The following is a 19,838-nucleotide window of genomic DNA, read 5'->3' as shown; positions in this document are numbered from 1 at the left end:
CGCTGTTTAGTCAATCTGCCTGTTTCACTCGGATTCTAGGAGTCCAGCTAACGAAAAAATCAACTAGAAAAGGATAATGACTATGTCACGCCAAACACCGTCACTCTCATTTGAAGTGTTCCCTCCTAACCCAGCCGTGGGTAATGATAACATTATTTCTGCTCTTCAAGATATGCAGGAGTTGGCTCCTCACTTTATCAGTGTAACTGCCAGCAATAATAAATTTAATATCAAGGAAACGACGGTTCGTTTGGCTGATTTTATCCAAAATGACTTGGCGATTCCGACCATTGCCCACTTGCCAGCTATCTATTTGACTAAGGACAAGGTTGCTGAAACCATTGCTGACTTGGACAAAGTTGGGGTGCAGAAAATCTTGGCTCTTCGTGGGGATATTATTCCAGACGTGGAACCACAAAAGGATTTCCGCTATGCAACGGACTTGATCGAGTTCATCAAGGAACAAGCCCCTCACTTTGATATTGTTGGTGCTTGTTATCCGGAAGGGCATCCAGATTCGCCAAATCAGATTTCAGATATCCAAAATCTCAAGAAGAAAGTAGATGCAGGTTGTTCGAGCCTTGTAACCCAGCTTTTCTTTGACAATGAGCGCTTCTATGATTTCCAAGACAAGTGCATCTTGGCTGGGATTGATGTTCCCATTCATGCAGGGATTATGCCAATTCTGAATCGAAATCAGGCTCTCCGTCTCTTGAAGACCTGTGAGAATATCCATCTTCCACGCAAATTTAAAGCCATCTTAGACAAGTATGAGCATGACCCTGAGTCGCTCAGAGCAGCAGGACTTGCCTATGCAGTGGACCAAATCGTGGACTTGGTAACTCAGGATGTTGCAGGTGTGCATCTCTACACCATGAACAATGCTGAAACAGCAAAATACATCCACCAAGCAACCCATGCCTTGTTTAATCACCAGTCTCTAGGATAATAAAAAGCAAACCATTCTTCTCAAGTGAGGGGAATGGTTCCTTTTTAATGGTAAAGACCGCACTTTTTAAGAAAAATATGATAAAATAGACTCTGTACGTACTTGATACAAAGATGAGGGTATTAAATAATACAATGCATTCTAACTGAAAGGTTTAGATACTTTAGCATCAAATCTTTCTGATGACTAACGGTAGGAAAGAGCGACACGAACGAGTCAAATCGATGTTATCTGACGAGAGAGTTAGTAAAGCATTTAGCTAATCGTCCGATAGCGATTAGCGTGAAAGGTTTAGATACTTTAGTATCAAACCTTTCTAATGATTTGTATCTTGTGTAATTGAACCCGGCCGAAAAGCTGTGTAAAAAAGATAAACTGTCTTGTCTTCATCGAAGACTTCGTCAGTTTCCTATTTTTACTTTGCTTTTGACGTCCTTGGTATCTTGATCTTTGTAGGCAAGGCGTATAATTTCATCAATCCAAAGGGGATTAAAATGACAAAACAAGTGTTTCAAACGACTTTTGCGGGTCGTGAGTTAATTGTAGAGACTGGTCAGGTTGCTAAGCAAGCGAATGGCGCAGTTGTCGTACGTTACGGTGAGTCAACTGTCTTGACTGCTGCCGTTATGTCTAAGAAGATGGCAACTGGAGATTTCTTCCCTCTCCAAGTCAACTACGAAGAAAAAATGTATGCAGCTGGGAAGTTTCCTGGTGGCTTTATGAAACGTGAAGGACGTCCTTCAACAGATGCGACTTTGACAGCGCGTTTGATTGACCGTCCAATCCGTCCTATGTTTGCGGAAGGTTTCCGTAACGAAGTCCAAGTCATCAACACCGTGCTTTCTTATGATGAAAATGCTTCTGCACCAATGGCTGCTATGTTTGGTTCATCCTTGGCGCTTTCTATCTCAGATATTCCATTTGACGGACCAATCGCTGGGGTACAAGTGGGATATGTAGATGGCCAAATCATCATCAATCCAAGCCAAGAACAAGCAGAGCAATCCCTCCTTGAATTGACAGTAGCTGGTACCAAACACGCCATCAACATGGTAGAATCTGGTGCTAAAGAATTGTCAGAAGAAATCATGCTGGAAGCGCTCCTTAAAGGGCACGAAGCAGTCAAAGAATTGATTGCCTTCCAAGAAGAAATCGTTGCAGCAGTTGGTAAGGAAAAAGCAGAAGTGGAATTGCTTCATGTTGACGCTGAATTGCAGGCTGAAATTATCGCAGCCTACAACAGTGACCTCCAAAAAGCTGTCCAAGTAGAAGAGAAATTGGCTCGTGAAGCTGCAACTCAAGCAGTCAAAGACCAAGTCACTGCTGTTTATGAAGAAAAATATGCAGACCACGAAGAATTTGACCGTATCATGCGTGATGTGGCTGAAATCTTGGAACAAATGGAACACGCTGAAGTGCGCCGTTTGATTACAGAAGACAAGGTTCGCCCTGATGGTCGTAAGGTCGATGAAATCCGTCCTTTGGATGCGGTTGTTGACTTCCTTCCTCGTGTGCACGGTTCAGGTCTTTTCACTCGTGGACAAACTCAAGCCCTTTCAGTCTTGACCTTGGCTCCGATGGGTGAAACTCAAATCATTGATGGTTTGGATCCAGAGTATAAGAAACGCTTTATGCACCACTATAACTTCCCACAATACTCTGTAGGGGAAACTGGACGCTACGGTGCGCCAGGTCGTCGTGAAATCGGTCACGGTGCTCTTGGTGAGCGTGCCCTTGCTCAAGTCTTGCCAAGTTTGGAAGAATTCCCATACGCTATCCGTCTGGTAGCAGAAGTCTTGGAGTCAAATGGTTCTTCATCTCAAGCTTCTATCTGTGCGGGAACTCTTGCTCTTATGGCTGGTGGTGTGCCAATCAAGGCGCCAGTGGCTGGTATTGCCATGGGACTTATCTCAGATGGAAACAACTACACAGTATTGACAGATATCCAAGGTTTGGAAGACCACTTTGGAGACATGGACTTCAAGGTTGCAGGAACTCGTGACGGGATTACAGCCCTACAAATGGATATCAAAATTCAAGGGATTACTGCAGAAATCTTGACTGAGGCTCTTGCCCAAGCTAAGAAAGCGCGTTTTGAAATCCTTGATGTGATTGAAGCAACCATTCCAGAAGTTCGTCCAGAATTGGCTCCAACTGCTCCGAAAATTGATACCATCAAGATTGATGTGGACAAGATTAAGATTGTCATCGGTAAGGGTGGAGAAACCATCGATAAGATTATCGCTGAAACAGGCGTTAAGATTGATATTGACGAAGAAGGTAATGTTTCTATCTACTCTAGCGACCAAGATGCTATCAACCGTACCAAAGAAATCATTGCTGGTTTGGTTCGTGAAGCCAAAGTGGACGAAGTTTACCGTGCTAAAGTCGTTCGTATCGAGAAATTTGGTGCCTTTGTTAACCTCTTTGACAAGACAGATGCCCTCGTTCACATTTCTGAAATGGCTTGGACTCGTACCAATAATGTCGAAGACTTGGTAGCAATCGGGGATGAAGTTGATGTTAAGGTTATCAAGATTGATGAAAAAGGACGTGTGGATGCTTCTATGAAAGCCCTTCTTCCTCGTCCTCCAAAACCTGAACGTGATGAAAAAGGGGAAAAATCAGAGCGTCCTCACCGCCCACGTCATCACAAGGATCACAAACCTAAGAAAGAATTTACAGAAACACCAAAAGATTCAGAATAAGAAAAGGAGAAATGTATGGGATGGTGGCGCGAAACCATTGATATCGTAAAAGAAAATGATCCAGCGGCCCGCACCACTTTGGAGGTTTTGCTGACTTATCCAGGTGTCAAGGCCTTGGCGGCCCACCGTCTCTCGCATTTTCTCTGGAAGCATGGCTTCAAACTACTGGCTCGTATGCACAGTCAGTTCTGGCGCTTTTGGACTCAGATTGAGATTCATCCGGGTGCTCAGATCGATTCAGGTGTCTTTATCGACCATGGTTCTGGTCTGGTGATTGGAGAGACAGCGATTGTTGAAAAAGGTGTTCTCCTTTATCATGGGGTGACTCTTGGGGGAACAGGGAAAGACTGTGGCAAACGCCATCCGACCGTTCGTAAAGGAGCTCTCATATCGGCCCATGCCCAAGTTATCGGACCTGTGGAAATCGGTGAAAATGCCAAGGTCGGTGCAGCAGCAGTTGTTGTAGCAGACGTACCTAGTGATGTGACGGTTGTCGGTATTCCGGCCAAGATTGTTCGTGTTCATGGAAAGAAGGATGAGCCGGTCATTCACGAAGTCGAAGAAAAACGAGAGTACTACGTCAATAAACTCGAGCAGGCTAAAGAAGCCAGTCATAGATCGTCTGGGTTGTAGAGGATACCTATATGATTCAAGCAAGAAACAAGTTAAGCCAAGAGGAGCTATCTGAGGCGAAAAAACTAATTAACTGTTGCCAAAACTATGACGGTACCTATCGTGATCCCTATCTCTCTAACATGCTTAATTTTGATCCAAACATGCCCGCCTTTTTCCTTTATTATGAAAAAGGCGAACTTGTTGGTTTATTAACTGTCTATGCAGATGACCAAGATGTGGAAGTGACGATACTGGTTCATCCAGATCATCGCCGTCAGGGAATTGCGCGTGCGTTGTTTACTAGTTTTGAGAGAGAAACAGCTTCTTTCTCTATTTGTTCAGTCACTTTTCAGACAGAGCGTGTTTTTCTAGACCGTCATCCTGATTTTATCAGCAACTGGGGCTTGGTCGAGGATGAAGAGACAGAAACTTGGTTAGGTAAGGATAGAAAACCTTATCCGTTAGCAAATGTTTCCAATCTTGAAGTTTTGTTAGCAGATAGTTCGTATCAGGATCAAATTAGTCAGTTGAAATTTCAGGCATTCTCAGAAGAGCATGAATCTAGAGAGATTGTGGATAGATATGTCGCTGAAGCTCTGAAGGATCCAGAAAGTCGCTTATATATTTTGTTAAAAGACGGTCAGGTTATTGGAACTTGCACGGTAGATTTATCGACTAATACGAATTACTTCTACGGGTTAGCAATATCGGAACCTGAACGTGGGAAAGGCTATGGAAGCTACTTAGCAAAATCCCTCGTCAACCAACTAATTGAGCAAAATGATAAGGAATTTCAGATTGCAGTGGAAGATAGCAATGTAGGTGCTAAACGTTTGTATGAAAAAATTGGCTTTGTCAAACAGACTCAGGTGGTTTATCTGAATGAGAAAGGAGCAAGGGATTCCGAAGTCTAGAGAGATTCGGACTGAAATTCAATTGAACTCTTAGTGATGAAACTAAGTGTTCTTTGATTTTGGTTTTCCTGACTATGATTTATGATTAAAATTTACGACACCATGTCTCGTGATTTGCGAGAATTTGTCCCGATTGAGGACGGCAAAGTCAAGATGTATGTTTGTGGGCCAACCGTGTATAACTATATCCACGTGGGGAATGCCCGTTCGACGGTGGCTTTTGATACCATTCGTCGTTATTTCGAATACCGTGGGTACGAGGTTGCCTATATTTCCAATTTTACGGATGTGGATGATAAGATTATCAACCGTGCCAAGGAAGAAGGTATCACGCCTCAGGAGGTTGCGGACAAGTACATCGCTGCCTTTCGTGAGGATGTGACGGCCTTGGGCGTCAAACCTGCGACCCGCCATCCGCGTGTGGTGGAGTTTATGGCTGACATCATCCGCTTTGTGGAAGATTTGATTGAAAAAGGCTTTGCCTACGAGAGTCAAGGAGATGTCTATTTCCGTGTGGAAAAATCTTACAACTATGCCAAATTGGCTAATAAAACCTTGGAAGATTTGGAGCTGGGTGCTTCAGGTCGTACCGATGAAGAAACAGCTCGTAAGGAAAATCCTGTGGACTTTGCCCTCTGGAAATCTGCCAAATCAGGCGAGATTTCTTGGGACAGTCCTTGGGGACCTGGTCGTCCGGGCTGGCACATCGAGTGTTCAGTCATGTCGACAGAGATTTTGGGCGACACCATTGATATTCACGGTGGTGGAGCTGACCTAGAGTTTCCTCACCATACCAATGAAATTGCCCAGTCAGAAGCCAAAACAGGCAAGACCTTTGCTAACTACTGGATGCACAATGGCTTTGTCAATATCGACAATGTCAAGATGTCTAAGTCCTTGGGTAACTTTATCACAGTGCACGATGCCCTTAAAACTCTTGATGGGCAAGTGCTTCGTTTCTTCTTTGCGACACAACATTACCGTAAGCCTATCAACTTTACGGAAAAGGCAGTGCGGGATGCAGAGACTAATCTCAAGTATCTAAAGAACACTTACGAACAACCATTTACAGGAAACGTGGATGCCCAAGACTTGCAAGCCTTTAAAGACAAGTTTATAGCAGCTATGGATGAGGATTTCAACGCTGCCAACGGTATCACAGTAGTCTTTGAAATGGCCAAATGGATTAACTCTGGCAACTATGATGCAAGTGTCAAGCAAGCTCTTGCGGATATGTTGGAAGTCTTTGGAATTGTCTTTATTGAGGAAGTTTTGGATGCAGAGATTGAAGACTTGATCCAAAAACGACAAGAAGCGCGTGCCAATCGTGACTTTGCTACAGCGGACCAGATCCGTGACCAATTGGCTGCTCAAGGGATTAAGCTCCTTGACACCAAGGATGGAGTGAGGTGGACTCGTGATTGATGTCAATCTCATTAACGGGATTGCGTTAGCTTTTGAGGGGGATGCGGTGTATTCTATGTATATTCGTCGTCACCTCATTCTAAAAGGTATGACCAAACCCAATAAACTTCACCAAGAAGCGACCAAGTATGTCTCAGCCAAGGCTCAGGCTCGCCTGATTTCTCTTATGTTGGAGGAGCAGGTCTTAACAGAAAAAGAAGAAGAGATCTACAAGAGAGGTCGAAATACCAATAGCCACACCAAGGCCAAAAATGCTGATGTGGTGACTTACCGTATGTCTACAGGTTTTGAAGCCGTGATGGGCTATCTCCATATGACTGAAAATCTGGAACGTCTTGAGAGTTTGATTTTATGGTGCATCCAAAAAGTGGAGGGCTAGGATATGATGGCAAAAGAACTACAAGACTGGTTTCCTGAGGCTCAGATTTCAGACCAACCAGTAGAGAAAGAGGGCTATCTCACTCTCCCTTTAGCTTCTCAGCAGTGGATTTTGCTGGAAGAAGCTGGGCTCAGCGAGCGTGAAAAGCAATTGGTTGCCCTTTTGACCCAGCAGGAGCAGGCTCGTTCGCTCAATCCTTGGTATTCTTATCTGATTGAGGGTAAGGGGCAAGCACCGCAAACTTTTAAAAAGATTCAGCTGGTCTATTGTCATCTTTCCTATTTTCAGCAGGAAAATCTAGCTTCTTGGCTGGATATGATGAGGACCCTTTTTCCTAACTGTCAGACAGTGCTTCAGGTTGGGGCTCAGGATTATGTTTTCGTGCTTCAACAAGATAAGTACACCTCTGTACGAGCTATTTTAAGCGATACGATTGAAGCGGTTGAGTATGATTTTGGACTGCGTCTATCTATCATGTTAGGACAGGTTTGGTCTCAGACGGGGCACCAAGCCCTATCCGATTTGATTAAAGCAGAGCGCGATTTGTTTAAGACTTGGTGGCGTCAGGGTCACCAAGGTGTTCATACTTTTTCTCAGCTCTATCTTTGGAGTATGGGAGAAAGACTCGTGGACTTGAAGGCAATCAAGGAATGCCTGCACCAGATGATTTTGGATCAAGATCAGATTCAGGAAATCATTCTCTCTCTTTGGGAAAATAGTGCTGTTCTCACTAAAACAGCCCAACAACTCTATCTGCACCGCAATTCTCTCCAATACAAGATTGATAAATGGGAAGAATTGACAGGGCTACAGTTGAAGGAATTGACAGATCTGACCTTGTGTTATCAATTGATTTTACCAGATATTCTCTAAAGTTTTGTGCAAGTTGCACAGAACTTTTTTATTTTTTTGGTCACCTTGCCATAGAAATGTAAAGCGTTTTCATCTATAATAAAACTATCAAAAGACAAAAGGAGTTCACCTCATGGTAGAATTGAATCTTAAAAATATTTACAAAAAATATCCAAACAGCGAACACTACTCAGTTGAAGACTTCAACTTGGACATCAAAGACAAAGAATTTATCGTTTTCGTAGGTCCTTCAGGATGTGGTAAATCAACTACTCTTCGTATGATTGCTGGTCTTGAAGATATTACAGAAGGTACTGCATCTATCGATGGCGTGGTTGTCAACGACGTAGCTCCAAAAGACCGTGACATCGCCATGGTATTCCAAAACTACGCTCTTTACCCACATATGACTGTTTATGATAACATGGCTTTCGGTTTGAAATTGCGTAAATACAGCAAGGAAGATATCGATAAACGTGTGCAAGAAGCAGCTGAAATTCTTGGATTGAAAGAATTTTTGGAACGTAAACCAGCTGACCTTTCAGGTGGTCAACGTCAACGTGTTGCCATGGGTCGTGCGATTGTCCGTGATGCAAAAGTATTCTTGATGGACGAACCTTTGTCAAACTTGGATGCCAAACTTCGTGTATCAATGCGTGCTGAAATCGCGAAAATCCACCGTCGTATCGGAGCTACAACTATCTACGTAACTCACGACCAAACAGAAGCGATGACACTTGCGGATCGTATCGTTATCATGTCAGCAACTAAGAACCCTGCTGGTACAGGTACTATCGGACGTGTTGAGCAAATCGGTACTCCTCAAGAAGTTTACAAAAACCCAGTTAACAAATTCGTAGCAGGATTCATCGGAAGCCCAGCTATGAACTTCATCAACGTGAAATTGGTTGGAAGCGAAATTATTTCAGACGGTTTCCGTTTGAAAGTTCCAGAAGGAGCATTGAAAGTTCTTCGTGAAAAAGGCTACGAAGGTAAAGAATTGATTTTCGGTATCCGTCCAGAAGACGTGAATGCAGAACCTGCTTTCCTTGAAACATTCCCAGAATCAGTTGTCAAAGCTACTATCTCTGTATCAGAATTGCTTGGTTCAGAATCTCACCTTTACTGCCAAGTTGGTAAAGATGAATTTGTTGCCAAAGTTGACGCTCGTGACTACTTGCAAACAGGTGCAACAGTTGAACTTGGATTTGACTTGAACAAAGCACACTTCTTTGATGTAGAAACTGAAAAAACAGTCTACTAAGCAAATGAAATATCAAAACACTGCTAGAGAAATTTGGCAGTGTTTTTTAGCGATTGCGTAGAAAAAACTCTCCATGTACTTGGAGAGCTGTTTTTTTATTCTGCAGCTTGTTGCCAACGTTTGGCTAGCATATGAGATAGGCTAGAAATGGCTAGGTTAAAGCTGAAGTAGATGAGGGCAATCAGGATATAAAGACTGAAGACTTGCTCTGGTTCGAAATAACGGCCCATGAGAATTTGGCTGGCTCCAAAGAGTTCTTGTAGGGCGATAACAGAGTAGAGAAGACTGGTATCCTTAATCACAGTTACAAACTGAGAAATGATGGCTGGCAGCATTTTACGAATGGCTTGTGGGAGAATGATGTAGTAGAGGATTTGGGCTGAAGTGAAGCCTTGTGACATTCCTGCTTCGTACTGCCCCTTGTCTACGGCATTGAGACCACCTCGAATAATCTCAGCTAGGGCCGCTGATGTAAAGAGGGTAAAGGCAGTGATTCCTGCTGGTGTGGATTTCATCTTGAAAACCAAAAAGATGGTGAAAATCCAGAGAAGGTTGGGAACGTTACGCACAAACTCGATGTAAATACTGGAAATAATGCGTAAGACAGGATTTTTCCCATTTCTCATGACGGCTAGCACCGTTCCAATAAGGGTAGAGAGGATGATGGCAATCAGAGAAATGTAGAGGGTCAAGCCAAATCCTTTAAAGATAAAGACTAGGTTATCTGGGGTCAAAACTTCTAAAATGGATTCCATAGTAACCTCCTAAAGTGAATAGGCTTTTTTGTTGGCTTGCTCCATCTTGCGACCAAACTGGGCAACAGGGAAGCAAAGAGAAAAGTAGAGAAGGGCAGCACCTAGAAATGCTGGGATATAGTTTCCGTTAAGAGCCGACCAAGACTTGGTCACAAACATCAAGTCCACTCCAGAAATGATAGCGACTGTCGAGGTATTCTTAATGAGGTTAACGATTTGGTTAGTCAAAGGTGGGAGAATAATACGGAAGGCCTGAGGCAAGATAATCAAGCGCATGGCGCTGATATAGGTAAAACCTTGCGACAAGGCGGCCTCCATCTGACCGTTAGGAATAGACTGAATCCCTGAGCGAATCACCTCAGCGATATAGGCACCGTGATAGAGACCCACGCAGAGAACAGCTGTCCAATAAATCGGAATCATGATGATATGGTCACTGATAAGAGGTAGGCCATAAAAAACGATGACAAACTGCACCAAGAGGGGAGTGTTTTGGTAAAATTCTACAAAGATGCGAGCTAAAATGCGCAAAATTGGACGTTTGCTGGTTGACATGGCTCCAAAGAAGATGCCTAAAACCATGGCTAGGATAAAGGATCCGATTGCTAGGGCAAGGGTGAAGAGGAAACCATTGAAAAATTGTCCAAAATCCTGAAAATAGGCAGTCCAAGATGATAAATCTGTCATGATGTGTCCTCCTTAATCTGCGGTATGGCTAGATGGTTTGAGCTTGTAACGGTCATAAAGTTTCTGCAAACTACCATCTTTGCTCCATTTAGTAACCAAGTTATCGAGATAGTCGTTGAGCTCTGTATTTGATTTCTTGGTAACGATACCGTAGTCAGATGGCTTGAAACTATCGTCTAGTAGTACTGTGCGCTTGCTGATGTAGCCAGACAGAATCGAGCGGTCAACGGAAAAGGCATCAATACGGTGAGCGTGTAGGGAAGTAATCAATTCTGGGTAGGAACCAAGTTCGACGAATTTAAAGGTCAAACCTTTCTTTTTACCCAGTTCGGTAATCAGGCGTTGAGTAATGGAACCTTGGGCAACCCCGATGGTTTTGCCGTTTAGGTCCTCAATGCTTTTGATTTTGGCAGATTTATTGACCAAAAAGCCAGAAGCATCTGTGTAGTAAGGGCTGGTAAAGTTGTAGAGTTTTTTTCGTTCGTCTGTGATGGTAAAGGTCGCGATATCCATATCGACCTGTTCATTGTCTAGAAGGGGTCCGCGGGTTTGTGCTGTAACCGGCACATAACGAACCTTGACCTTGAGCTCATCAGCTACCATCTTGGCCAAGTCAGTTTCGATACCAGAATAGGTCCCAGTCTTAGGATTCTTATAACCGAAATTGGGAACGTCTTGTTTCACACCGACAACCAGTTCGCCTCTCTTTTGAATGTCTGCGACACTGGTATCAGCCTGGGCTGGTTTTGTAGCAGCAAGGCCGAAAAGGCTAATCAATAATGCGGATAAAAAGAATTTCTTTTTCATAGGCGCCTCCTTATTTGACTTTGTCACTTTCGTGGTTGATGATTTTGCTGAGGAATTGTTGGGCACGAGGTTCGCTTGGATTATCGAAAAAGTCATCAACATCTGTCGTATCCACCAAAACTTCTCCGTCAGCCATAAAGATGATACGGTCGGCAACTTCACGGGCGAAGCCCATTTCATGGGTCACGACAATCATATTCATACCATCGTGGGCTAATTTTTGCATAACTGCTAGAACATCGCCGATGGTTTCAGGATCAAGAGCAGATGTTGGCTCATCAAAGAGGAGGAGTTCCGGATGCATAGCGAGTCCACGTGCGATGGCAATCCGTTGTTTTTGTCCACCAGATAGCATGGCTGGATATGAATCTTTCTTGTCCCACATATTTACAAATTCCAGATATTTTTGAGCTGTTTTTTCAGCTTCTTTTTTATCAATTCCTAGAACTTTTATGGGTGCGAGTGTTACGTTTTCTAACACTGTTTTGTGAGGGTAGAGGTTGAAATGCTGGAAAACCATGCCGACTTCCTTGCGAAGAGGAACTAAATCTTTCTGGCTGGCACCAGCAACTTGGTGGCCATTTACTAGAAGACTTCCTTTGTCTACAGCCTCCAAACCATTGATGGTGCGGATAAGAGTGGACTTACCAGAACCAGATGGTCCGAGTAGGACAACGACTTGTCCTTTTTCAAAACGGAGATTGATGTCGCGGAGTGCGTGGTAGTCTCCGTAATATTTTTCGACGTGTTCAAATTCTACTAAAGCCATAAGGAATCTCCTTTGTGTTAGATTTTATAACATGATTTTACACCAAAAGATTTTTCTTGTCAAATCATATCTTAAAAATTCACTAAAATTTTATAAAAAAGCAATCTGGATAGAGAAAAAGCCTAAATCATGTTATAATGAAGCAATAGAATTCTTAGAAAGAGTGGATGTCTTTTTGATAACACCTACTTATGAATGGCAGTTTGCCCCGCAGGTAGAAGATGCGGATTTTACAAAGATAGCCAAGAAGGCTGGACTGGGTCCTGAGGTAGCTCGTTTATTATTTGAAAGAGGGATTCAGGACGAAGAAAGTCTGAAGAAGTTTTTAGAACCTTCTTTGGAGGACTTGCATGACCCTTATCTGCTCCATGATATGGACAAGGCAGTGGAACGGATTCGTCAGGCCATTGAAGAAGGGGAAAGTATCCTCGTTTACGGTGATTATGATGCGGATGGTATGACTTCAGCTTCGATTGTGAAGGAAAGTTTGGAACAGCTTGGCGCTGAGTGCCGTGTTTACTTGCCCAATCGTTTTACTGATGGCTATGGTCCAAATGCTAGTGTTTATAAATACTTTATCGAGCAAGAAGGGATTTCTTTGATTGTGACGGTGGACAATGGGGTTGCTGGTCATGAGGCTATTGAATTGGCCCAGTCTATGGGAGTGGATGTCATTGTCACAGACCACCATTCCATGCCTGAAACCTTGCCAGATGCCTATGCTATTGTCCATCCTGAACATCCGGATGCGAACTATCCTTTCAAATATTTGGCTGGTTGTGGAGTTGCTTTCAAGCTGGCTTGTGCCCTTTTAGAAGAAGTACAAGTGGAATTGCTTGATTTGGTCGCTATTGGAACCATTGCTGATATGGTGAGTTTGACAGATGAGAACCGTATTTTGGTGCAATATGGTTTGGAAATGTTGGGACACACTCAGCGTATTGGTCTACAAGAAATGCTAGACATGGCTGGGATTGCCGCCAACGAAGTAACAGAAGAAACGGTTGGTTTCCAGATTGCCCCTCGTTTGAATGCTTTGGGCCGTTTGGATGATCCCAATCCTGCCATCGATTTGCTGACTGGATTTGATGATGAGGAAGCTCACGAGATTGCCCTTATGATTCATCAGAAAAACGAAGAGCGTAAGGAAATCGTCCAGTCTATCTATGAAGAAGCTAAGACCATGGTGGACCCTGAGAAGAAGGTCCAAGTCTTGGCCAAGGAAGGCTGGAATCCTGGGGTTCTGGGTATCGTGGCTGGTCGTTTGTTGGAAGAACTAGGGCAGACAGTCATCGTTCTTAATATAGAAGATGGTCGTGCCAAGGGTAGTGCCCGTAGTGTGGAAGCAGTGGATATTTTTGAGGCTCTGGATCCTCATCGCGACCTTTTTATCGCCTTTGGTGGCCATGCTGGTGCAGCAGGAATGACGCTGGAAGTGGAGAAACTCTCAGATTTATCTCAAGTCTTGGAAGATTATGTTCGTGAAAAAGGTGCAGATGCTGCTGGCAAGAACAAATTAAATTTAGATGAAGAGCTGGATTTGGAGACACTTAGCTTGGAAACGGTCAAAAGTTTTGAACGTTTGGCACCTTTTGGCATGGACAATCAGAAACCTGTCTTTTATATTAAGGATTTTCAGGTTGAAAGTGCCCGTACTATGGGAGCAGGCAACGTCCATCTCAAGCTGAAAATTTCCAAGGGTGAGGCGAGTTTTGAAGTGGTAGCCTTTGGACAAGGCAGATGGGCAACAGAGTTTTCTCAAACCAAGAATCTAGAGCTGGCAGTCAAATTGTCTGTCAACCAATGGAATGGCCAAACTGCTCTCCAGTTGATGATGGTGGATGCGCGTGTGGAAGGTGTTCAACTCTTTAACATCCGTGGGAAGAATGCAGTCTTGCCAGAAGGGGTTCCAGTCTTGGATTTTGCTGGAGAAGTGCCAAATCTGGCGGCTAGTGAAGCTATTGTCGTGAAAACCATTCCTGAGGATATTATCCTGCTGAAGACCATTTTTCAGGAACAGAATTTCTCTGCTGTCTATTTCAAAAATGATATTGACAAGGCCTACTATCTGACAGGTTATGGGACTAGAGAGCAGTTTGCCAAATTGTACAAGACCATCTACCAGTTCCCAGAGTTTGATATTCGCTACAAGCTGAAGGATTTGGCTACTTATCTTAATATCCAACAAATCTTGCTGGTCAAGATGATTCAAGTATTTGAAGAGCTAGGCTTTGTGACGATCAAAGATGGTGTCATGACAGTCAATAAAGAGGCACCAAAGCGGGAAATCGGAGAAAGTCAGATTTACCAAAATCTCAAACAAACCGTCAAAGACCAAGAAATGATGGCGCTGGGCACTGTGCAAGAAATTTATAACTTTTTAATGGAAAAAGAGTAGATGATAGGAAAGAGTTGGGCAACCAGCTCTTTTTTGAAAACAAATCTTCATTTTGAAAATCATCAAAAAAATGGTATAATGGTAGGAAAAGATTCGGCTAAAAGTAATAGTGCTTTTAGAATAAAAGGGCAAGTAACCCTATAATCAAAATAAATTAAGCTTTCGGAGGAAAAATGAGTAATATCAGTTTAACAACACTTGGTGGTGTGCGTGAAAATGGGAAAAATATGTATATCGCTGAAATCGATGGGTCTATTTTCGTTTTGGATGCAGGTCTAAAATATCCTGAAAATGAACAACTAGGGGTGGATGTGGTCATTCCCAATATGGACTACCTTTTTGAAAATAGCGACCGTATCGCTGGGGTCTTCTTGACTCACGGTCATGCGGATGCCATTGGTGCTCTGCCTTATCTCTTGGCTGAAGCCAAGGTACCTGTATTTGGCTCTGAGTTGACCATTGAGTTGGCAAAACTCTTTGTCAAAGGAAATGACACAGTTAAGAAATTCAATGATTTCCATGTCATTGATGAGGATACGGAGATAGATTTTGGAGGGACTGTGGTGTCCTTCTTCCGTACGACCCACTCTATCCCAGAAAGTCTGGGTGTTGTCTTGAAGACAGCTGAAGGTAGTATCGTTTATACAGGTGACTTCAAATTTGACCAGACAGCTAGTGAATCTTATGCGACAGACTTCGCTCGTTTGGCAGAAATCGGTCGTGATGGAGTTCTAGCTCTTCTTAGCGATTCAGCCAATGCAGATAGCAATATCCAAGTGGCTAGCGAAAGTGAAGTTGGGGACGAGATCACTCAAACCATTTCGGACTGGGATGGTCGTATCATTGTTGCAGCAGTAGCCAGCAACCTCTCTCGTATCCAGCAGGTGTTTGATGCTGCGGATGCAACAGGCCGTCGTGTGGTATTGACAGGATTCGATATTGAAAATATCGTCCGTACTGCTATTCGCCTTAAGAAATTGTCTCTAGCTAACGAGAGTCTTTTGATTAAGCCAAAAGATATGTCTCGCTTTGAAGACCATGAGTTGATTATCCTTGAGACAGGCCGTATGGGAGAGCCGATCAACGGTCTTCGTAAAATGTCGATTGGTCGCCACCGTTATGTGGAAATCAAGGACGGGGACCTAGTCTATATTGTAACGACACCGTCTATCGCCAAAGAAGCGGTCATGGCGCGTGTGGAAAACATGATTTACCAAGCTGGCGGAGTTGTCAAACTGATCACTCAAAGCTTGCGTGTGTCAGGACATGGGAATGCGCGTGACTTGCAGTTGATGATTAATCTCTTGCAACCTAAGTATCTCTTCCCAATTCAAGGGGAATACCGTGAGTTAGATGCTCATGCTAAGGCTGCTATGGCAGTTGGGATGCTGCCAGAACGCATTTTCATTCCTAAAAAGGGAACCAGCATGGCTTATGAGAATGGGGACTTTGTCCCAGCTGGAGCGGTTTCAGCAGGGGATGTCTTGATTGACGGAAATGCTATCGGTGATGTTGGAAATGTGGTTCTTCGTGACCGTAAGGTCTTGTCAGAGGATGGCATTTTCATCGTAGCAATCACAGTTAACCGTCGTGAGAAGAAAATTGTGGCCAAGGCTCGTGTGCACACGCGTGGATTCGTTTATCTCAAGAAGAGCCGTGATATTCTCCGTGAAAGTTCAGAATTGATTAACCAGACGGTAGAAGACTATCTTCAAGGAGATGACTTTGACTGGGCAGATCTTAAAGGGAAAGTTCGTGATAATCTGACCAAGTATCTCTTTGACCAAACCAAGCGTCGTCCAGCTATTTTACCAGTAGTCATGGAAGCAAAATAATCGTTGAAATAAACAGAGAGAAAGTCGAATTTCGGCTTTTTCTTATCGGAAAATAGAGGAAAAAATTATGGCAGTAATGAAAATCGAGTATTACTCACAAGTCTTGGATATGGAGTGGGGAGTGAATGTCCTCTACCCAGATGCCAATCGAGTGGAAGAACCAGAGTGTAAAGATATTTCCGTCTTGTACCTCTTGCACGGGATGTCTGGCAATCATAATAGTTGGCTCAAGCGGACCAATGTAGAACGCTTGCTTCGGGGGACTAATCTCATAGTCGTCATGCCCAATACCAGCAATGGTTGGTACACCGATACCCAGTATGGTTTTGATTATTACACAGCTCTAGCAGAGGAATTGCCACAGGTTTTAAAACGCTTCTTCCCTAATATGACTAGCAAGCGTGAAAAGACCTTTATCGCTGGTCTATCTATGGGAGGCTACGGCTGCTTTAAATTGGCTCTTGCTACAAATCGTTTTTCCCATGCAGCTAGTTTTTCGGGTGCCCTTAGTTTTCAAGAGTTTTCTCCTGAAAGCCAAAATCTGGGAACACCGGCTTATTGGAGGGGTGTGTTTGGGGAGATTAAGGATTGGACAGCTAGCCCCTATTCTCTTGAAAGTCTGGCTAAAAAATCGGATAAAAAGACTAAGCTGTGGGCTTGGTGTGGCGAACAGGATTTCTTGTACGATGCTAATAATCTCGCAGTGAAAAATCTCAAAAAACTAGGTTTTGATGTGACCTATAGCCATAGTGCTGGAACTCACGAATGGTATTACTGGGAAAAGCAATTGGAACGGTTCTTAGCAACCCTGCCAATCGATTTCAAATTAGAAGAGAGATTGAGTTAGTTTTTTATAAATGAATCACTATTTATAGTTATTCTTGGCTTTAAAACAATGATGGAAGTCTGTTTTCACTAGACTTTTCAAACGAAAGTAGTAGAATAGTAATAAGATACTGGAGGAAAGAGAGTAGGAAATGTACCGTTATCAAATTGGCATTCCCACATTAGAATATGATCAGTTTGTTAAAGAACATGAATTAGCTAATGTATTACAAAGCAGTGCTTGGGAAAAAGTGAAATCTGATTGGAATCATGAGAGATTTGGTGTCTATGAAGAGGGGAAGTTACTGGCTGTGGCTAGTATTCTCATAAAATCTCTGCCTTTAGGCTATAAAATGTTTTATATTCCAAGAGGTCCTATATTGGATTACAGGGATATAGAACTTTTAAAGTTTGTCCTGCAGTCCATTAAGTCTTATGCTCGCAGTAAGAGAGCGGTTTTTGTGACTTTCGATCCAAGTATTTGTCTATCTCAATATTTGGTCAATCAAGATAAGATAGAATATCCTGAAAATCTTGCTATTGTTGAGATTTTAGGGCAATTAGGAGTGAAATGGTCTGGGCGGACAACCGAGATGGATGACACCATTCAGCCTCGTATTCAGGCGAAAATATATAAGGAAAATTTTGAAGAAGATAAACTTTCTAAATCAACGAGGCAAGCTATCCGAACAGCACGAAATAAAGGGCTTGAGATTCAATATGGTGGACTGGAACTATTAGATTCATTTTCGGAGTTGATGAAAAAAACTGAGAAGCGAAAAGAGATTCATTTAAGAAATGAAACCTATTATAAAAAATTATTAGATAACTTTAAAGAAGATTCTTATATCACGCTAACGAGTTTGGATGTTTCTAAGCGTTTAAGAGAATTAGAAGAACAGTTAGAAAAAAATAGAGTAGTTGCAGAAAAATTTAATGATGCAACCAAACCTTCAAAAATTCAGGAAAATATAAAAGAAAAAGAACGTTTAGAAGAGGAAATAGATTTCTTGCAGGGATATATGAATATGGGAAAATCAAACATTCCGTTAGCGGCTACTTTGAGTTTGGAATTTGGTACTACCTCTGTCAATCTATATGCTGGTATGGATGATGATTTTAAACGTTACAATGCACCAATTTTAACTTGGTATGAAACGGCTCGCTATGCCTTTGAGCGAGGTATGTTGTGGCAAAATTTAGGTGGTGTTGAAAACTCTCTCAATGGTGGACTTTATCATTTTAAGGAAAAATTTAATCCAACGATTGAAGAATATTTGGGTGAATTTACAATGCCTATCCATCCTCTCTATCCTCTGTTAAGACTTGCTCTTGATTTCCGTAAAACATTAAGAAAAAAACATAGAAAGTAAGTATATGGCACTAATTACACTCACGAAAGAAGAGTTTCAGGCTTATTCTGATCAGGTTTCTTCTCGTTCCTTTATGCAATCTGTTCAGATGGGGGACTTGTTAGAAAAAAGAGGGGCTCGAATTGTTTATCTAGCTTTGAAACAAGAAGGAGAAATTCAAGTTGCAGCTCTGGTTTATAGCTTGCCCATGCTGGGTGGCCTGCATATGGAGATCAATTCGGGTCCGATTTATACCCAACAAGATGCTCTTCCAGTTTTTTATGCGGAGTTAAAAGAATATGCCAAGCAAAATGGTGTATTAGAGTTGCTTGTAAAACCTTATGAAACTTATCAAACTTTTGATAGTGAAGGTAATCCAATAGATACTGAGAAAAAAAGTATCATTCAAGCTTTAACTGATTTAGGTTATCAATTTGATGGATTGACAACAGGTTATCCAGGTGGAGAACCAGATTGGTTATACTATAAAGATTTGACTGAATTAACTGAAAAGAATTTGCTTAAAAGTTTTAGCAAAAAGGGTAAACCCTTGGTGAAAAAGGCTGAAACGTTTGGCATTCGGTTGAAAAAGTTACAACGTGAAGAACTATCGATTTTTAAGAATATAACAAAAGAAACCTCTGAACGTAGAGAATACAGTGATAAAAGTTTAGAATATTATGAGCACTTTTATGATTCATTTGGAGAACAAGCGGAGTTTCTCATAGCAACCTTGAATTTTTCGGACTATATGAGCAAATTGCAAGGTGAACAAAGTAAACTAGAAGAAATCTTGGGCAAGTTGCGACTTGATTTGAGTAAAAATCCTCATTCTGAGAAAAAACAAAATCAGCTGAGAGAATATTCTAGTCAATTTGAAACGTTTGAAGTTCGAAAAGCAGAAGCGCGAGACTTGATTGAAAAATATGGAGAAGAAGATATTGTTTTAGCCGGGAGTTTATTTGTTTATATGCCTCAGGAAACGACTTATCTCTTTAGTGGTTCTTACACTGAATTTAATAAGTTCTATGCCCCTGCACTGCTTCAAAAATATGTTATGTTAGAAAGCATAAAGCGTGGAATACCTAAATACAACTTCCTAGGCATTCAAGGGATTTTTGATGGTAGTGATGGTGTTTTGCGTTTTAAACAAAATTTTAATGGCTATATTGTACGTAAAGCAGGAACTTTCCGTTATCATCCATCGCCTTTAAAATACAAAGCTATTCAGTTATTCAAAAAAATAGTAGGACGTTAAGATGAAAAAGCCAGTATTTAGCTTTCTTTCAGCTTGTTTTAGTAAA

17 protein-coding genes are annotated in these 19,838 nt (G+C 42.3%); 13 read left to right on the top strand and 4 right to left on the bottom strand.

What is annotated here, in order from left to right:
• Nucleotides 1–82: 82 nt before the first annotated feature.
• The 8 genes from metF (at nucleotide 83) to KV696_RS03815 (ending at nucleotide 9,106) form a co-directional block, all read left to right on the top strand.
• On the top strand, nucleotides 83–949 hold the full coding sequence (gene metF, locus KV696_RS03850) for a methylenetetrahydrofolate reductase [NAD(P)H] (protein ID WP_000089967.1): 867 nt from the start codon (nucleotides 83–85) through the stop codon (nucleotides 947–949).
• A gap of 494 nt (nucleotides 950–1,443) precedes the next feature.
• Nucleotides 1,444–3,657 (top strand): polyribonucleotide nucleotidyltransferase, encoded by a 2,214-nt coding sequence (pnp, locus tag KV696_RS03845; RefSeq protein WP_219966903.1) that lies wholly within the window; start codon nucleotides 1,444–1,446, stop codon nucleotides 3,655–3,657.
• 15 nt (nucleotides 3,658–3,672) lie between these two features.
• Nucleotides 3,673–4,290, top strand: coding sequence for a serine O-acetyltransferase (gene cysE, locus KV696_RS03840; protein ID WP_061088317.1), 618 nt, complete (start codon nucleotides 3,673–3,675; stop codon nucleotides 4,288–4,290).
• Between the two features lie 11 nt (nucleotides 4,291–4,301).
• Nucleotides 4,302–5,186: a GNAT family N-acetyltransferase gene (locus KV696_RS03835; protein WP_060805884.1), complete on the top strand. Its 885-nt coding sequence runs from the start codon at nucleotides 4,302–4,304 to the stop codon at nucleotides 5,184–5,186.
• Between the two features lie 81 nt (nucleotides 5,187–5,267).
• On the top strand, nucleotides 5,268–6,611 hold the full coding sequence (gene cysS, locus KV696_RS03830; protein WP_219966902.1) for a cysteine--tRNA ligase: 1,344 nt from the start codon (nucleotides 5,268–5,270) through the stop codon (nucleotides 6,609–6,611).
• The gene (locus KV696_RS03825; RefSeq protein WP_045604720.1) at nucleotides 6,604–6,990 is read left to right on the top strand and encodes a Mini-ribonuclease 3; all 387 of its coding nucleotides are present in this window, start codon (nucleotides 6,604–6,606) and stop codon (nucleotides 6,988–6,990) included. The genes cysS and KV696_RS03825 overlap by 8 nt, the downstream gene beginning before the upstream one ends.
• 3 nt (nucleotides 6,991–6,993) lie before the next feature.
• On the top strand, nucleotides 6,994–7,863 hold the full coding sequence (locus KV696_RS03820; protein ID WP_060805882.1) for a helix-turn-helix domain-containing protein: 870 nt from the start codon (nucleotides 6,994–6,996) through the stop codon (nucleotides 7,861–7,863).
• Nucleotides 7,864–7,975: 112 nt separating this feature from the next.
• Entirely contained in the window at nucleotides 7,976–9,106 is a 1,131-nt protein-coding gene (locus tag KV696_RS03815) for an ABC transporter ATP-binding protein (protein ID WP_000229949.1), read from the top strand.
• Nucleotides 9,107–9,201: 95 nt separating this feature from the next.
• Here the strand turns inward: KV696_RS03815 and KV696_RS03810 are convergent, their stop codons facing one another.
• The 4 genes from KV696_RS03810 to KV696_RS03795 are packed head-to-tail and all read right to left on the bottom strand — an operon-like array spanning nucleotide 9,202 to nucleotide 12,124.
• Complete coding sequence (locus KV696_RS03810) at nucleotides 9,202–9,861, bottom strand: amino acid ABC transporter permease (RefSeq protein WP_120769890.1); 660 nt, start codon at nucleotides 9,859–9,861, stop codon at nucleotides 9,202–9,204.
• 9 nt (nucleotides 9,862–9,870) lie between these two features.
• Nucleotides 9,871–10,548: an amino acid ABC transporter permease gene (locus KV696_RS03805; protein WP_033680576.1), complete on the bottom strand. Its 678-nt coding sequence runs from the start codon at nucleotides 10,546–10,548 to the stop codon at nucleotides 9,871–9,873.
• A gap of 12 nt (nucleotides 10,549–10,560) precedes the next feature.
• Nucleotides 10,561–11,355 carry a transporter substrate-binding domain-containing protein gene (locus KV696_RS03800; protein WP_219966901.1) on the bottom strand — a complete coding sequence of 265 codons (795 nt, stop codon included), beginning with the start codon at nucleotides 11,353–11,355 and terminating at the stop codon, nucleotides 10,561–10,563.
• Nucleotides 11,356–11,365: 10 nt separating this feature from the next.
• The gene (locus tag KV696_RS03795) at nucleotides 11,366–12,124 is read right to left on the bottom strand and encodes an amino acid ABC transporter ATP-binding protein (RefSeq protein ID WP_001229569.1); all 759 of its coding nucleotides are present in this window, start codon (nucleotides 12,122–12,124) and stop codon (nucleotides 11,366–11,368) included.
• 175 nt (nucleotides 12,125–12,299) lie between these two features.
• Here KV696_RS03795 and recJ point away from each other — a divergent pair, with 175 nt between their 5' ends.
• The 5 genes from recJ to murN all read left to right on the top strand — a co-directional run bounded on the left by recJ (nucleotide 12,300) and on the right by murN (nucleotide 19,792).
• Entirely contained in the window at nucleotides 12,300–14,522 is a 2,223-nt protein-coding gene (gene recJ, locus KV696_RS03790) for a single-stranded-DNA-specific exonuclease RecJ (RefSeq protein WP_219966955.1), read from the top strand.
• A 173-nt stretch (nucleotides 14,523–14,695) separates the two neighbouring features.
• Entirely contained in the window at nucleotides 14,696–16,357 is a 1,662-nt protein-coding gene (locus KV696_RS03785; RefSeq protein WP_000065614.1) for a ribonuclease J, read from the top strand.
• A 67-nt stretch (nucleotides 16,358–16,424) separates the two neighbouring features.
• Nucleotides 16,425–17,204 (top strand): alpha/beta hydrolase, encoded by a 780-nt coding sequence (locus KV696_RS03780; protein ID WP_219966900.1) that lies wholly within the window; start codon nucleotides 16,425–16,427, stop codon nucleotides 17,202–17,204.
• 130 nt (nucleotides 17,205–17,334) lie between these two features.
• Nucleotides 17,335–18,555, top strand: coding sequence for a peptidoglycan bridge formation alanyltransferase MurM (locus tag KV696_RS03775; RefSeq protein WP_219966899.1), 1,221 nt, complete (start codon nucleotides 17,335–17,337; stop codon nucleotides 18,553–18,555).
• Nucleotides 18,556–18,559: 4 nt separating this feature from the next.
• Nucleotides 18,560–19,792: an aminoacyltransferase gene (murN, locus tag KV696_RS03770; protein WP_219966898.1), complete on the top strand. Its 1,233-nt coding sequence runs from the start codon at nucleotides 18,560–18,562 to the stop codon at nucleotides 19,790–19,792.
• The last annotated feature ends 46 nt before the right edge of the window (nucleotides 19,793–19,838 follow it).

The organism is Streptococcus humanilactis (assembly GCF_019448275.1).
Taxonomy (GTDB): Bacteria; Bacillota; Bacilli; order Lactobacillales; family Streptococcaceae; genus Streptococcus; species Streptococcus humanilactis.
This window is presented reverse-complemented; position numbering and strand designations above follow the sequence as displayed.

What these genes read in the sequence shown, in the direction of transcription:
- KV696_RS03785 (WP_000065614.1), top strand. Translation starts at nt 14,696, where the DNA reads ATGAGTAATATCAGTTTAACAACACTTGGTGGTGTGCGTGAAAATGGG.
- KV696_RS03775 (WP_219966899.1), top strand. Translation starts at nt 17,335, where the DNA reads ATGTACCGTTATCAAATTGGCATTCCCACATTAGAATATGATCAGTTT.
- KV696_RS03835 (WP_060805884.1), top strand. Translation starts at nt 4,302, where the DNA reads ATGATTCAAGCAAGAAACAAGTTAAGCCAAGAGGAGCTATCTGAGGCG.
- pnp (WP_219966903.1), top strand. Translation starts at nt 1,444, where the DNA reads ATGACAAAACAAGTGTTTCAAACGACTTTTGCGGGTCGTGAGTTAATT.
- KV696_RS03815 (WP_000229949.1), top strand. Translation starts at nt 7,976, where the DNA reads ATGGTAGAATTGAATCTTAAAAATATTTACAAAAAATATCCAAACAGC.
- KV696_RS03810 (WP_120769890.1), bottom strand. Translation starts at nt 9,861, where the DNA reads ATGGAATCCATTTTAGAAGTTTTGACCCCAGATAACCTAGTCTTTATC.
- cysS (WP_219966902.1), top strand. Translation starts at nt 5,268, where the DNA reads ATGATTAAAATTTACGACACCATGTCTCGTGATTTGCGAGAATTTGTC.
- KV696_RS03800 (WP_219966901.1), bottom strand. Translation starts at nt 11,355, where the DNA reads ATGAAAAAGAAATTCTTTTTATCCGCATTATTGATTAGCCTTTTCGGC.
- KV696_RS03780 (WP_219966900.1), top strand. Translation starts at nt 16,425, where the DNA reads ATGGCAGTAATGAAAATCGAGTATTACTCACAAGTCTTGGATATGGAG.
- murN (WP_219966898.1), top strand. Translation starts at nt 18,560, where the DNA reads ATGGCACTAATTACACTCACGAAAGAAGAGTTTCAGGCTTATTCTGAT.
- cysE (WP_061088317.1), top strand. Translation starts at nt 3,673, where the DNA reads ATGGGATGGTGGCGCGAAACCATTGATATCGTAAAAGAAAATGATCCA.
- metF (WP_000089967.1), top strand. Translation starts at nt 83, where the DNA reads ATGTCACGCCAAACACCGTCACTCTCATTTGAAGTGTTCCCTCCTAAC.
- KV696_RS03820 (WP_060805882.1), top strand. Translation starts at nt 6,994, where the DNA reads ATGATGGCAAAAGAACTACAAGACTGGTTTCCTGAGGCTCAGATTTCA.
- KV696_RS03795 (WP_001229569.1), bottom strand. Translation starts at nt 12,124, where the DNA reads ATGGCTTTAGTAGAATTTGAACACGTCGAAAAATATTACGGAGACTAC.
- KV696_RS03805 (WP_033680576.1), bottom strand. Translation starts at nt 10,548, where the DNA reads ATGACAGATTTATCATCTTGGACTGCCTATTTTCAGGATTTTGGACAA.